Origin of the sequence: Shewanella hafniensis (genome assembly GCF_019655335.1) — a bacterium.
GTDB classification, from domain to species: Bacteria; Pseudomonadota; Gammaproteobacteria; order Enterobacterales; family Shewanellaceae; genus Shewanella; species Shewanella hafniensis.
Window position 1 is genome coordinate 1 of record NZ_BPFD01000064.1, and the last position, 16,257, is coordinate 16,257.

Here is a 16,257-nt window from a genome sequence, read left to right on the forward strand (position 1 = left end):
CATTGATTTAATTCTTTGATTACTCACTCGAAAGTAAAGTAATTTCGATTAACTCAACACCTGTGAGTGTCCACACAGATTTCTTGTTTTATCTTGTTAAAGAGCAACTCAATATTCGTAAGAGAACATGAGCACCACACTGAGCGCCGAACGCTTCCAGTTGGCTAGGGCTGCGTATTCTACGCATTTCCCGTTTCGCGTCAAGGAGTATTTTTCAAATACTTGCCGCGCTTGAATTAAATGCTTAAAAGCGACTCAATTCAACTTAACTTGTCAGCTTGCTTTCGCTGTCTGCCGTGTCAGTGGATGCGCATTATAGGGAGCAGGAGATTTTGTGCAACCCCTATTTTAAGGAAATTTGCAGTTAATTCTAATTATCTAATCTAACCACACCATACCCACCACTTACCCCCAAAGTTATCCACATTTTAGTCAAAACAATGCCTTTACTCTGCATTTTTCATAGCAAAAGCCCATGGAATGATCTGTTGGTAAATATGAAAATAGAAGGTTCAGTCTTTCAAAAATTAGATTCAGTGAGGTGAAGCCGGACACTGATTGGGATAGCGCCTTTAGTGAACAACCTAAAGACAGATGCACTTGGCTATTTATGCTTATTTATTAATGCTTCGTTATTTATGGAATCCTAGCCTGTTATATGGAAGAGACGAAGCATCACTATATTAGAGAAGTTATTTGTACATATATGCGCAGAGAGAAACTTACCCACAAAAAAGCCAGCTTACGCTGGCTTTTGACATCAAGTTACCTTAACGATAATCGATTATACGGCTGACTGGAAGATCACTTCCGAGGCTTTCTTAGTGTATGACTCGATTTGATCGAAGTTCAAGTAACGGTAAGTGTCAGCCGCAGTAGCGTCTAACTCTTTGGCGTATTCTTGATACTCTTCTGGAGACGGTAGACGACCCAACAGTGCAGCAACCGCAGCCAGTTCAGCAGAGGCTAAGTAAACGTTAGCGCCTGTACCTAAACGGTTCGGGAAGTTACGAGTAGAAGTCGATACTACAGTCGAACCTTCAGCAACACGTGCTTGGTTACCCATACACAGTGAACAACCTGGGATCTCGATGCGGGCACCTACGCGACCAAAAATCGCGTAGTAACCTTCTTCAGTCAGCTGATCTCTATCCATCTTAGTCGGTGGCGCAATCCACAGACGTGTTGGCAGGGTTTTAGCAAACTTGTCTAGCATCTTACCGGTTGCGCGGAAGTGACCGATGTTGGTCATACAAGAACCAACGAACACTTCGTCAATCTTAGTTTGTGCAACAGATGACAGCAGTACTGCATCATCAGGATCATTCGGCGCACACAGGATTGGCTCTTTGATGTCGTTCAAATCGATTTCGATTACCGCAGCGTACTCAGCATCTTTATCGGCGCTCATCAGTTCAGGATTCGCTAACCACTCTTCCATACCTTTGATACGACGTTCAATGGTACGACGATCGCCGTAACCTTCAGCGATCATCCACTTCAACATGATGATGTTTGAGTTCAGGTATTGGATGATAGGTTCTTTGTCTAACTTGATAGTACAACCGGCCGCTGAGCGCTCAGCTGATGCATCAGACAGTTCGAAAGCTTGTTCAACTTTCAAGGTTTCAAGACCTTCGATTTCCAGTACGCGACCAGAGAAGATGTTAACTTTACCTTTCTTCTCAACAGTCAACATGCCGAGCTCAATGGCTTTTAATGGGATAGCATGGACCAGATCACGCAGTGTGATGCCGGGTTGCATTTTGCCTTTAAAGCGCACTAATACTGATTCAGGCATATCGAGTGGCATAACGCCCGTCGCCGCAGCAAACGCCACTAAGCCAGAACCTGCTGGGAATGAAATACCAATTGGGAAACGCGTATGCGAGTCACCACCGGTACCAACAGTATCTGGTAGCAGCATACGGTTTAACCATGAATGGATAACACCGTCACCTGGACGCAGTGATACACCGCCACGGTTCATAATGAAATCTGGCAGAGTATGATGTGTATTCACATCCACTGGCTTTGGATAAGCCGCAGTGTGACAGAATGACTGCATAGTCAAATCAGCACTGAAACCTAAACAGGCTAAATCTTTCAGCTCGTCACGGGTCATAGGACCTGTAGTGTCTTGTGAACCGACAGACGTCATCTTAGGTTCGCAGTATTGGCCAGGACGCACACCGGCAACGCCGCATGCTTTACCAACCATTTTCTGGGCAAGGGTATAACCTTTACCCGTATCAGCAACGTCTTGTGAACGTACAAATACGTCAGATACACCTAAGCCTAGTACTTCACGGGCTTTGTCAGTTAAACCACGACCGATGATCAATGGAATACGGCCACCAGCACGCACTTCGTCTAACAGCACGTCAGTTTTTAAGCTGAATTCTGAAATTACTTCGTCGCTATCGTGACGCTTAACCACACCGGCGTATGGGTAGATGTCAATCACATCGCCCATTTCCATTTTGTTTACGTCAAGCTCGATTGGCAGTGCGCCCGCATCTTCCATAGTGTTGAAGAAAATCGGTGCAATTTTACCGCCAAGGCAGAAACCGCCAGCGCGCTTGTTAGGGACAAATGGAATATCATCGCCCATAAACCATAACACTGAGTTAGTCGCAGATTTACGTGATGAACCCGTACCGACAACGTCACCCACATACACTAATGGGAAACCTTGTGCTTTTAACGCTTCGATTTTTTTCACTGGGCCAACGGCGCCAGCAATGTCAGGCTCGATACCATCACGGGCGTTTTTCAACATAGCTAACGCGTGCAATGGGATATCAGGACGTGACCATGCATCGGGTGCTGGCGACAAGTCATCGGTGTTGGTTTCACCAGAAACTTTAAATACTGTCAGAGTGACTTTGTCGGCCAGTTTGGGACGGCTTAAATACCAATCTGCATTTGCCCATGCTTCAACTACTTGCTTAGCAAACTCATTGCCCGCTTCCATCTTCTCAACCACATCGTGGAAAGAATCAAACATCAGCAAAGTGTGAGATAAGGCTTTAACAGCTAAAGGTGCTAACGCTGGGTTATCCAGCTGCGCGATCAGAGGTTCGATGTTGTAGCCGCCTTGCATTGTGCCTAACAACTCAGTAGCACGCTCAGCAGATAGAATCGGTGATTTTTCAGTGCCTTTGGCAACCGCATCTAAAAAAGCAGCTTTAACATAAGCAGCTTCATCAACACCTGGGGGAATTCGATTTTCAAGCAGGTCGAGAACGAAAGCCTCTTCACCTGCGGGTGGATTTTGAACTAACTTAACCAGTTCAGCCACTTGATGTGCATCTAATGGCTTAGGGACTACGCCCTCTGCAGCACGTTCTGCGACGTGTTTACGATATGCTTCTAGCACGGCAACATTCCTCTTTGTTTGGCGCTCTAACAACGAAACTGCACGTCTTCTTAATTGAAGCTGACAGTCCGACATGATCGACCCGTATTTCCGGCCTGCAGTATACTACAGCTTTGCAAAAGTATGAATCAGGTCACACTCGGCAAAAAGCGAAATAAGGACTAAATCCGGCGGCGAATGCCAACTTACGGGAATATTAAAACAAGTGAAATTAGACAATAGTTTGAAAACAGACAAAAAACCATACACTACAAATAGTTAACAATGTTTCATTAATTTTAAATCGAACAGGCAATTTCCAGCGCCCTAGATCAAATATGTGTAAATTTTTCTCATCTTGCGCGATTTTGGCTTTTAAGATGCAGTGCGAGAACTTACACTCAGGCTTAATTTACTGCATATCTCAGTTATTTCCCCAGTCCATCGGAGTACCAATGACATCCCTTAACATTCAAGCCGTTATTTTTGATATGGATGGCGTTTTAATCGATTCAGAACCCCTATGGCAAAGGGTCGAGTATGAAGTGTTATCCGCACTTGGCGTGCCAGTAACGATAGAGACGATTCAACAAACCACAGGTTTACGTATCGATCAGTGCGTCGATTATTGGTACCACAAAGCTCCTTGGCCTCACTACGATAATGCCAAGGTCAGCCAAGCGATTGTCGATAAGGTCGCCAGTGAAATTCTGGTTTGCGGCGAAGCTATGCTGGGTGTTCACGAAGCGATTGATCACTGCCAAGCACTAGGTCTTAAAATCGGCTTAGCCACCTCTTCGTTTTACACTATTATCGAGGCGGTGCTCTCTAAGTTAGGGCTCAGCGATAAATTTATGGCAGTGCAATCGGCCGAGGGCCTCACCTACGGCAAGCCACACCCTGAAGTGTATTTGAATTGCGCTAAGGCATTAGATGTCGATCCCCGTTGTTGTCTTGCCATCGAAGATTCTTTTAACGGCTTAGTTGCCGCCCGAGCGGCCAATATGCAAACGCTTGCGATCCCCGCACCGGAGCAAAGAGGCGATGCTAAGTGGGTTATCGCCCACCATCAGGCTGAGAACTTATTGGCCTTGCCGACACTCTTAGCTCAATAACGCCATAACACGCTTAGTCTCTACTAGGCGGATAAGCTGAGTTTTAGTTATATGGATAATGAGCCTTTGCCGTGTGGATGAATAGCAGAATGATATATGCACGAGAGGGGGAGCCAATGAAGTACCTGTCTTTATTATCACCCGTATTATTACCCATGGGCTTAATACTCATGTCCGTGAGCTTGTCCGCTAATGCGGGTGGTGCTATGCACTGCAAGCAACAAGTGGTCAACACTGGCGATACCTTAACCACTGTGCTGGAGAAGTGCGGCTCACCCAGCGATATTCGTCAGTACAGTCTGCCTGCGACTTATCTCAACTCAGACGGCGACCGAGTGATCGATCCCAGCAAGTTGCCGACTGAGTATCAAGAATGGACCTATGACTTTGGACCGACACGCTTAATACGCCGGCTTTATGCCACGGACAATAAAGTCACTAAAATCGAATCCTTAGGTTACGGACATTAATCGGCAGAATCCTAGATTATGGTCATCAATAGAAAAGCCAGACATTGTCTGGCTTTTCTTATTTCAATCAACTGAATGTATTACCAAATTTTTACACGTTCATCTGGTGTTAAATACATTTTATCGCCTTCTTTCATCTCGAAAGCTTTATAGAAGGCTTCCACGTTACGCGGCGTCCCCATAGCGCGGTAATGACTCGGTGAATGCGGATCTGTCAGCAAACGACGGCTCAGCTCTTCATCACGGTAGTTACGACGCCATACTTGCGACCACCCCACAAAGAAGCGTTGCTCACCCGTTAATCCATCAAGCACTGGCGCGGGTTTGCCGTTAAGGCTCATTAGATACGAGCGTGCCGCTACGGTTAAACCACCTAAGTCGCCGATGTTTTCCCCTAAGGTCAAATCACCGTTAACAAACTTGCCTGGCAGTGCTTCATAACCTGAGTATTGCGCTGACAGTTGCTTACCGCGTTTTTGGAATTCTTCGCGATCTTTATCCGACCACCAATCACGTAGGTTACCGTCGCCATCGTACTTAGCGCCTTGGTCATCGAAACCATGGCTGATTTCATGGCCGATCACTGCACCTATGCCACCGTAGTTCACTGCATCATCGGCATCCATATTGAAGAATGGTGGCTGCAGAATCGCAGCTGGGAATACGATTTCGTTTTTCACTGGGCTGTAATAAGCGTTCACCGTTTGTGGTGTCATGCCCCATTCGGTACGATCGATTGGCTTGCCAAGCTTGTTGATCATGTCTTGATATTCAAACTGAGCGTAACGCATGTAGTTACCGACTAACTCGTCAGCCTTGATATCTAAACCTGAGTAATCTTTCCACTTATCTGGATAGCCGATTTTATAGGTGAATTTAGCCAGTTTTTCTTGGGCGGCGACTTTGGTTTCTGGCGTCATCCACTCAAGTTCATTGATACTGACCTCAAAACCTTTGATCAAGTTTTTGATCATAGTTTCCATACGCGCTTTAGCTTCTGGCTTGAAGTATTGCTTAACATACTCTTCGCCCACTAACTCACCTATCACTTGGTCAGCGCCATCAACCGCTTTTTTCCAGCGTGGTTGTTGCTCTTCGATACCCATTAAGGTTTTGCTCTTAAAGGCGAAGTTCAAATCAACAAAGTTTTTGCTCAGTAACTCGGCGTAGCTATCGACTAAGTGGAACGCGAGGTAATCCTGCCAAGCCGATACCGGGAATATCTCGAAACCTGCACCGAGTTTTTCAAAATAAGAAGGCTGACGCACTATGATATCAGTCACTTTATCGCCTAAGCCCGCACTCGCAGCAAAGGCATTAAAATCGAATTGACCCATTAACTTTTGCAGTTCAGCACGATCTAACTTGTTGTATGCCTTGTTGGCATCACGGGATTCGACTCGGCTCCACTGACTTTTGGCGATCATCATTTCGATGTCGGCGACGTTTTTAGCCGCGCGTTTAGCATCCTTGTAACCCGCTTCGGTCAGTATGTCTGTCACATATTTGGCCATGGCTTGACGATTAGCGGCAAACTTAGGGTCATCTTTAAGATAATAATCGCGGTCCGGCAGCGTAAGGCCCGACTGGCTTAGATACACGGCGTACTGAGTTGAGTTTTTGGCGTCGTTATTGACGTAAAAACCAAAGGGAATACCAGAACCGGTCGTCAGCAATTTACCCATAACGGCAGGTAAATCAGCGTGTGTTTTGGCACCAGCGATATCGGCCAGCAATGGCTTAAGCGGAGTAATACCTAAGGTTTCAAGTAAATCGGTATTCATAAAGCTAGCGTTGAAATCACCAATTTTCTGATCATTCGAGCCCGCCGCGGGATTCTTTTTAGCGGCCGCTTCGTCGATGATTTTTTTCAATGCATCTTGGCTTTGATCGTACAGCACAGAAAATGCGCCATAGTTAGATTTGTCGGCAGGTATTGGCGTATTCGCCAACCATTTACCGTTAACGCTGTAATAGAAATCGTCTTGATGACGAACTGAGGCATCAAAGTTTTGCAATTCAATGCCAGAAACCGCAGCGACTTCAGTTTTAGGCTCGCTGCTGCAAGCGGCTAAACCTAAACTCAGAGCGATACCCAGTGCCAGTGTGCTTATCTTCTTCATTATTTTCCCCAGCTTACGTTGAGAGTTATTATTTTTCCCGCAAAACCTTAGCATCTTGCTACGCCTCACAGTAGTAAGATTTTGTAAAAGGATATGACACTTTAGCGACACTCTTAGCTATTTCGGCAAGGTAACTTCCATAGGGATGACGCTTATAGTTTTTCCATCGACCAAAAAGTAAGGGCACAACCTCAGTCATGCCCTTAAGTTCTTTACACAAATCTCAAACTAGAAGTTTTTACCCACAAATAAATAGAAGGACTTATCGCCAAGATCTGTGATCCCAAAACCAAGTGCTGCGGGTCCCATGGAAGTATCAGTACCGATATAAAGACTCGATGCATAAATCAGATCGGTAAGGGTGACTTCAGAGCGCTCATCCCAGACATTGCCCGCTTCCAAACTCCAACCAAGATACAAAGGATAATCTGTCATACCGAGCGCATCACGCCCGAGATCATATTGATAAACAAAGGCGCCAAAGACTTTATGTGCGCCCATAATGGAGTCTTTATGGTAACCAGATAGGTTTAAGAATCCTCCCAGCTCAGATAAATGCAGCGTATTGACCCCATCATTATTGTTAGTAGCAATTGATGCCTTACCAACAAAAGCGTGGTTACCGACACTCAAGGCACCTTTCCAGTCGGCCTCTATTTGCACGCTAAATTGGTTTTGATTATCGTCGATACTGTCATTGAAATCTTCATTGCGCACGTAGACGTTTAAGGTTACACGATTACCCGATGTCGGGAAGCTAATGCTATCTAAGCTATCGTAACCGAACCTAAAGTAAGCACCATAGGAACTAAAATCTAAGTCCTGCGTTAGCCAAACATCATTGACTATCGACCCCTTCTCTGCGACTAAGCCTAACTCAATCATCCCTTGTAAGGTGTAGTTATAACCTATGCCTAATTCAATCGTATGGGTTTTCTTGTCGAAGGTTAAGATACGACTGTTATTATCGTATAAGTCCCAATCACGGGTATCGTATTGATAGCGGGCACGGCTAAAGAACTGTTGGTCCCTGTCTAAAGGCTGATAAAACTCAGTTGCAAACAACTTTTCAATGCCGAGTTTGACCTCATTGCGCCACTCGCCACCATTAAAGGTCAAATCGGTCATGGTATAAGCCATGTCAAAACTGATGGCAGATTCTGAATTAAAGTCATCCTCCCAATTAAAGCCCAGTTGGAAATAATTCGGCCCCCAAGACTTAGCCTTAGTAGTGACAGTGAGTATGCGGCCATCCTCACCTTCTACAAATTCAGCATCGACACGTTCAAATTTATTGAGAGAGTAAATACGCTTTAACGCCTCATTAAGCTCGTCTTTAGATACAGCTTGCCCAGGCTTAATATCCAAGGTTTCCGTCAAGAGATTCAAACTCACCTTAGATTGGTTATCAAATACGATTTCATTAATGGGATGACGTACATCCGCCATTAATAATTTACCTTTGGCTTTTTTAGCCTCGACGTAGGCGGCATATTCATCAGGGCCCACGCTCATACTGCTCAACTTATAAAGCTGACCATTAGCGGCTTCTTTTCCAAGGGTTAATGCCAGCGGCATAATAGTGAAATCAGTGGTGCTGAGGGCGTCAATCGCGGGTCGGATCAATACATCTTTATCTGTCAGTAATTGTTTTTGTTTTTCAGTGCTGGCATTGGTCAAAAAATTAGAGAGCTGATCGAGCACTGCGATAGTACTGTCTAATTTATCTTTTTTGACCAGAGGCGAGCCAATATCGACGGCGATAATAATATCGGCTCCCATGGCCTTAACCACATCGACGGGCATGTTGTTGGCAATACCACCATCGACCAATAACTTGCCTTCAATTTGTGCGGGCTGAAGTGCACCAGGTACAGTTGCAGACGCTTGCATAGCTTTAACCATACTGCCATGACTAATCACCACAGGTAAGCTAGTTTCTAAGTCGGTTGCAACCGCTCGGTAGGGAATGGCTAAATCATCAAAATGACCAAATTGCTGTACCAGATCTGTCGACTGACGTAAAAGTTGCGACATAGTCTGTCCACGTAGCAGACCACTTGGCGCCCTCACTTGGCCTTCGTTATAGCCAATGTTTAACGGAATATTGTAACGGTCGCGTAACTGTTTATCCCTGTAGCTCAAAATATTGCGCGGTATGGTGTCCGAGTAGCCACTGTCCCAGTTGACCCCCATCATGATAGCTTCCACTTCACTCGCACTGTAACCCAGTGAATACATGCCAGCGACATAGGCACCTATGCTGGTGCCCGCGATATAATCGACTGGGATGTTATGTTCTTCTAATATTTTGAGCACGCCCACATGAGCGGCGCCTTTAGCACCACCACCACTGAGTACGACACCAATTTTAAGGCGCTCTGCAGCCAAAGACGGGGTAACACACAAACACAAAATAATAGAAGCGAGTAGTTGACGCATCATGTGAGGCTACTTTTTATGGGATAAAAATCCGAGTTATATTAACAAACTTATCGATTTAACCGTCAGTCATATTTTATCTGGACCGACTAGTGATAAGTTTGTGTACTCTTTATACAAACAGATGAAGTTTAATTGAATAAACCGCTAAACAAAATATCCATCACCACTGAAGACGATTTCCCATCAGCTGTACAAATATTAAGTATTCGCGAGCCAATAATAGACTATGTTTCTAGCTTAATGATCAATAGAGACGATTCTGTTATCTGTTTCTAAATAGCGTTCAAAATCATCCACGCACATAGGCTTAGCAAAATAATACCCTTGAATAATATAACAGCCGCGGCTAAAAACTTGCTCTAACTGTTCAACCGTCTCAATCCCTTCGGCAACCACATTTAATTTAAGGTTACGGGCTAATTCAATAATACTGCTCACAATCGCCTGATCGGCCGTATTAGTGGCGATATCAATTAAGAAGGAGCGATCGATTTTTAAGGTGTTCACTTCAAAATGACGCAAATAGGCCAGTGAAGAATATCCCGTCCCAAAGTCATCAATGGCGACTTCAATCCCTAAGGATTTCAAACGCGTAAGATGATCTTGAGCAACATGCAGCTCCTTCATCAATACGCCTTCGGTGATTTCTAAACCTAAAGATGCCGTCGGCATTTGGGTGTCATGCAGGATTCTTTGTATGTCTTCAATAAAATCTGGCTGCCTAAAATGCACCGCCGAAATATTAACCGACAACTTAAAAGTAGCGCCATAACGCTTTGCCCAATGCGCCCCCTGTACACAGGCTTGCCTTAACACCCAACGATCAATATCCACAATTAAGCCGCAGGCCTCGGCAACTTTAATGAAAATATCGGGACGAATAAAACCGTCCTGCGGATGTTTCCAGCGGATTAATGCTTCCATTCCTATGGGCTTATCGTTACGTAAAATATCAATTTGCGGCTGGTAATAAAGCTCAAACTCTTGCCGCTCGATGGCTTTACGTAAATCGGCCTCAAGCCGTAAATGATAGAGGGCTTGGGCATTACGTTCAGAGGAATAATATTGGAAATTTCCCCGCCCTTCTTCTTTGGCGTGGTACATAGCGAGATCGGCATTCTTGATAAAAGCTTCAGGCTGCACCGCATCGTCGGGCCAAATACTGATACCAATACTGGTCGAAATATAAAACTCACGACCATATAACTTAAAGGGCGCCACAATTTGTTCCAGCAGGCGCTCGGCAATGTGATTGATCTCGTCAATGCTATTGGCATTTCTGAGTAAAATCACAAATTCATCGCCGCCAAAGCGGCAGAGCATATGCTCGCTAGCAATACAAGATTGCAGTCTGCTTGAGGCTTCGACCAGCAAGGCATCACCCATGCTATGTCCATAGGAGTCATTAACATGCTTAAATCTATCGAGATCTAGGAAGAGTAACGCTAATTTCTCACCCGTTTGCTGCGCGGTCTGAATCGACTGTAATAGACGGCTAGAAAATAAGGAACGGTTTGGCAACCCAGTAAGCACATCGTAATTAGCTAAGCGGCGTAAATCGGCTTCGGTTTGTTTACGTTCGGTAATATCCGAGAATACCACCACATAATGGGTCACTTTACCGTTAGTACTTTGCATCACCGACACGTTCAGCCACACGGGGCAAGGTTGCTGACTGGTATTGATTAACTCACGCTCGCCCGTCCAAGACTGGCTATCACTAAGAAGTTGCTGGATTTCCGATGCCAAACCGTCATTCATCTGCACGAATTGAGCAAAGGATTGACCGACTAAATCGTCAGAATCGATGCCGATAATTTGTTGTGCAGCGTAATTCGCCACGCGAATACTGCCTTCGACATCTAAAATCAGTACACCTTCAGAGGTGTTCCCAAAGGCTTTTGCCAGCAAATTCACTTCATCTTCTAACTGGCGTTGCACGGTAATATCACTATAAATACCCGCGACCCGCTCAACCTCATTGGAGTGTTTATTGCGTGCGACGGGTCGCCCTTTTACCCTTAACCAGCCCCAATTACCCTCCTTGCGCTGATAACGATATTCGGCTTCGAATCTATCGTTCTCCCCCGCCATCATGCTATTCCACTGATCGATCACTTTTTCCCTATCCTGTGGATGCACGGGCAAATCCTCTAAACTCACCACAATCTCATTGGCATGGGTACCAAGCACAGAACCGCGATTATCGAGGTGAAATGCCTGTGTACTCTTATGCCATTCCCAGAGATCTGAGTCACTGCCGCGTAAAGATTGCCTTAGTCTGTCATCACTCTCAGTTAATGCCTGATTCATTTGTTTAAAGGTATTGATCTGACGTTGTCGGTACCAAGCAAGACTTAAGGCAATAATGGAAAATAACAGCAGTAAAATGCCCTTAAAACCTTGGGATAACCACCAATTCTGCTCAACATAAAAGGGATAGGTAAAAGGTTTGTCTGACCATATGCCATTCACCTGACTCAAAATATCTAATACATAACCACCCGCAGCTAAACCTGCGAGGTTAATCTGCGCCTCCCCCTGAAGCAGCACATAACGACTCTCTTCATCTTGATGACGTAAGCGATATTTAAATTGGATGGGCGAATCATCGAGATAATCTAAGTTAGTGATTTGAAAACTAACCATATTGGCTTCGGGTTTGATGGTCATCAGGTTACGCGGCAACAAGGACACTTCTGTCGTGTTGTTATAGTAAACAGAGACAGATTCAAGCATCACATGGTCATCGGTAATGCGGTTAGCCAGCCTATCGACATCCAGTCGCATCACGCCCTCGGGCGTGCCTAAGTAAAAGCCTGTTTTAGGTGAGTAAAAATAGGCGCCTTCGTTCATCTCATCAGAAATTAAACCATCGAGTTGATTAAACATAGCGATATTGCCTGTTTGAATATCCTGACGAATCAAAGAATCCGAGCAGCCCACAAGATTAGACTTAGGCGTTTTTTGAATAAAAAACACTGAGCTACAATTTAATTGCCATTCGGAAGTCAGTGAAATTAACGATCCCGTTTGCTGATGGTATTCGAATAAACCTTTTTCATAGGAGCCAAACCAGATCACCCCAGGTGACATTTCTTCAATATGACTGACCGTTGGCTGTGCCGCAAAGGCGTTAAATAACTGCCGCTGATCATGAAACTCGTTTTGGCTGTCGATATAGCCAAAGACTTTTTTACCGCTAACCCACAGACGACCGTCAGACGTACGATAAATCGTGCGGATAACGGGTCGCTTGGGGCCATCAAATTTGTCCGATGATTTATCAATATCAAAGGGCTGAGGTTCGTACAGTCCCATTTCCCAAAAATACAGGCCTGATGTGGTCGCAATCCAAATGCGTCCTTTCAGTTTAGGGTCGAGGTAGGTTTTATAAATGAGCTTATTTTTAAAGCCATCATTACCATGGGTCCACTTAGAAAAGCTGCTGCCTTGTAAAGTGTCTTTATCGACAACAAAGAGACCGCTAGTTGTCGATAATAGTAAATAATGCCCCTCAAACTCACTGATATCATAAATGCTTTCATGGGGATTAAATCCCTCAATCGGCACGTTAAATGCCTTACTACTGCCTTTAGCAATAAAATCCAAATTGGAAGAACCTAGCCAAACGCCTTCATCACTGGCATGCACTGACCAAGTCATGGCATCACTCAATTGATAGGGTTCATCGCCGGTATAAGTGTCGAGGATAAAATCAGGCTGCGACGCCAATAACGCCAATCCATCGCCTGAACCTCCGACCCACATCAAACCCGCATCATCAAACAACATGGCTTTTAGCGTTTCCATGTCGGCCTCAGACTTCAACTCTTTTTGATAGTTTTCAATCTGGCGTGTTTCGGGCGACCATTTCAATAAACCGATACGACTGGAAAACCATAAATATCCTTTCGCATCTTCAACGATCGCTGTGCTCCAATCGGGCAATTCTGGCACGGGGATAATCTGCCTAGAAATTTGATCTAATTGATAAACGCCGCGGCCAGTCGCAATCCAGATCCTATGCTGAGAATCCTCTAACATATCGAGAATACTGCCCATAGATTCGGTCCAAGAGTATTGGAATATCCGCTCGCCATTTTGCTCTAGCAACTCTAATTGCAAGGTTCCCGCGACCAGCATTTGACCATTCGGCATGACCAGCAATTTACGCCAAGGGAGATCGCGGTTAACTGGCAACTGAGTAATAAGGCGCAGCTCGGACTTTGAAGGGGAGAATTCATATATCTGGCCATTATCAATTAACAATCGCCATGTTTTACTATTTTTTCGGGCTGCCGAGACCAGTGCACCACCGGGAAACTGCGGGAATAAATAGGGAGAACCAAAGGCGGTAAATTGATTTTGGACAATATCGTAGAGGTAAATCGCTGCGTTAGTGCTGACCAATAACTTATCACGTTCTATGTTCACCACTGAGGTTAAAAAGTCATCCGCCAGTCGCGATTCGGTGCCGATTTTATCGATACGCCGCACCTTAGAATTACTGACTCGATACAAGCCCTGCTCAGTCGCGGCCCATACAAAACCGTAATCATCTAAGGCCAAACCGCGGATACTGGTGACCGCTAAACCATCCCTATCAGTAAACACTCGCTGCACAAAGCCGCCCGCCCAAGCCGAGTGGACGCCAGTCAGTAAAAGGATGAAACATGTCAGAATTGTTCTAATTATTTTTGTTTGCATGTGACGGCTTACTTCATACATATACCCAAACCACCTCAAAATGCAGAATTCAGCGGCTGATGTTAACGGCATGGTAACGCACTTTCAGCAAGGCTATTTATTGCTCCTGCATAAATGGCATTCACGACATATATGGCGATTGCAGCTATTTGCAGGCCTAGTGGGCTAAGTCAAAAATAGCCAACACCGCATAAAGTGCGTTACCCCGTGGTTAACATCAGCCACCGGGACGGAGCACCCAGGGCACTCCACTTCCGTGTTGCATCAATTCAAAAGGTGGCCACATTTTTTAACTGATGCGCCTTGAATTGAAGCACCCTGGGCGCTCTGAAACTCGTATTTTGAGGTCGCTTGGGTATAACTGTACTGTAGCAGCTCAATCCTATCAATTCATCCGCTTGTTTACATAAAAGTTACAAAAAAATACAGGCAATAAAAAAGCGCTCAAATGAGCGCTTTTTTAATCGACAGCTAAATTACTTTTTCTTTGCCTTTGGGTTTGGCAAATCAGTAATAGAACCTTCGTACATTTCAGCGGCTAAGCCCACTGATTCGTGCAGTGTTGGGTGAGCGTGAATGGTTAATGCTAAATCTTCAGCATCACAACCCATTTCAATCGCTAAACCGATTTCGCCTAACAGCTCACCGCCGTTAACGCCAACAATCGCACCACCGATTACGCGATGAGTATCTTTGTCGAAAATCAGTTTAGTCATGCCTTCGCTCGCATCAGATGCGATAGCGCGGCCGCTTGCTGCCCATGGGAAAGTTGCAGTTTCGTAAGCAATACCTTGCTCTTTCGCTTCTTTCTCAGTTAAACCAACCCAAGCGACTTCTGGGTCAGTGTAAGCAATTGATGGGATGACTTTTGGATCGAAGTAATGCTTCATGCCAGCGATCACTTCAGCCGCTACGTGGCCTTCGTGCACGCCTTTGTGAGCGAGCATTGGTTGACCAACGATGTCACCAATTGCATAGATGTGCGGTACGTTAGTACGCAGTTGCTTATCAACCTTGATAAAGCCACGCTCATCAACATTAACACCTGCTTTTTCAGCATCTAACGACTTGCCATTAGGTGCACGGCCAATTGCTACTAATACCGCATCGTAACGGACGGCTTCAGTTGGTGCGCTCTTACCTTCCATAGAAACATAAATACCGTCTTCACGGGCTTCTACCGCTGTGACTTTAGTTTCAAGGATCAGGTTGAATTTCTTCTTGATTTGCTTAGTGAATACGCGAACAACATCTTTATCAGCTGCTGGGATCACTTGGTCGAACATTTCAACCACGTCGATTTCACTGCCTAAAGAAGCGTACACAGTACCCATTTCTAGGCCGATAATACCGCCGCCCATCACTAACAACTTGCCTGGAACTTCTTTCAGTTCTAATGCGTCAGTCGAATCCCAAATACGTGGATCTTCATGCGGAATGAATGGCAGTTTGATTGGGCGAGAACCCGCAGCAATGATCGCTTGCTCGAAATGAACTACTTTGACAGTGCCATCTTCAGCAGTCACTTCTAGCGTGTTAGGGCCAGTGAATTTACCAAAACCGTTAACCACGTTAACTTTACGCATTTTGGACATACCGCCCAATCCGCCAGTTAATTGGCCAATAACTTTTTCTTTAAAGCCACGTAACTTATCTAAATCGATAGTTGGCTCGCCGAAAACCACACCGTGAGCAGCTACGGCTTTGGCTTCTTCGATAACTTTAGCAACATGTAATAGGGCTTTAGATGGGATACAACCCACGTTAAGACACACGCCGCCTAAAGTGCTAAAACGTTCAACGATAATGGTTTCTAGACCTAAGTCCGCTGCACGGAAAGCCGCAGAATAACCTGCAGGACCTGCACCTAATACCACTACCTGAGTTTTGATTTCGTTACTCATGTTTTCCTCTAATTCTCATTCAATCCGTTGGAGGAGCTATCCTGCCAACCGAAAATGCGCCAGCGCGTAAGGTGGGCGCATTTTAACCTGTGTTTGATACTGATCACAATAAACAAAAGGCCACTCAAG

Annotated in this window: 7 protein-coding genes; 2 read left to right on the plus strand and 5 right to left on the minus strand. The window is 45.1% G+C overall.

Going from position 1 to position 16,257, the window contains the following annotated elements; all coding sequences use genetic code 11:
* Positions 1-784: 784 nt before the first annotated feature.
* Entirely contained in the window at positions 785-3,382 is a 2,598-nt protein-coding gene (gene acnB, locus K5Q99_RS16420) for a bifunctional aconitate hydratase 2/2-methylisocitrate dehydratase (protein ID WP_220777457.1), read from the minus strand.
* Positions 3,383-3,816: 434 nt separating this feature from the next.
* Here acnB and hxpB point away from each other — a divergent pair, with 434 nt between their 5' ends.
* Positions 3,817-4,476: a hexitol phosphatase HxpB gene (gene hxpB / locus K5Q99_RS16425; RefSeq protein WP_220777458.1), complete on the plus strand. Its 660-nt coding sequence runs from the start codon at positions 3,817-3,819 to the stop codon at positions 4,474-4,476.
* Between the two features lie 116 nt (positions 4,477-4,592).
* Positions 4,593-4,946: a DUF2845 domain-containing protein gene (locus K5Q99_RS16430; RefSeq protein ID WP_220591278.1), complete on the plus strand. Its 354-nt coding sequence runs from the start codon at positions 4,593-4,595 to the stop codon at positions 4,944-4,946.
* A gap of 80 nt (positions 4,947-5,026) precedes the next feature.
* Here K5Q99_RS16430 and K5Q99_RS16435 read toward each other — a convergent pair whose 3' ends face one another.
* The 4 genes from K5Q99_RS16435 to lpdA form a co-directional block, all read right to left on the minus strand.
* Positions 5,027-7,069 carry a M13 family metallopeptidase gene (locus tag K5Q99_RS16435; protein WP_220777459.1) on the minus strand — a complete coding sequence of 681 codons (2,043 nt, stop codon included), beginning with the start codon at positions 7,067-7,069 and terminating at the stop codon, positions 5,027-5,029.
* Positions 7,070-7,297: 228 nt separating this feature from the next.
* The gene (locus tag K5Q99_RS16440) at positions 7,298-9,514 is read right to left on the minus strand and encodes a patatin-like phospholipase family protein (RefSeq protein ID WP_220777460.1); all 2,217 of its coding nucleotides are present in this window, start codon (positions 9,512-9,514) and stop codon (positions 7,298-7,300) included.
* Between the two features lie 237 nt (positions 9,515-9,751).
* The gene (locus K5Q99_RS16445) at positions 9,752-14,245 is read right to left on the minus strand and encodes an EAL domain-containing protein (RefSeq protein ID WP_220777461.1); all 4,494 of its coding nucleotides are present in this window, start codon (positions 14,243-14,245) and stop codon (positions 9,752-9,754) included.
* 455 nt (positions 14,246-14,700) lie between these two features.
* Positions 14,701-16,128, minus strand: a complete 1,428-nt coding sequence (lpdA, locus tag K5Q99_RS16450; protein ID WP_107402776.1) for a dihydrolipoyl dehydrogenase — start codon at positions 16,126-16,128, stop codon at positions 14,701-14,703.
* Positions 16,129-16,257: the final 129 nt, after the last annotated feature.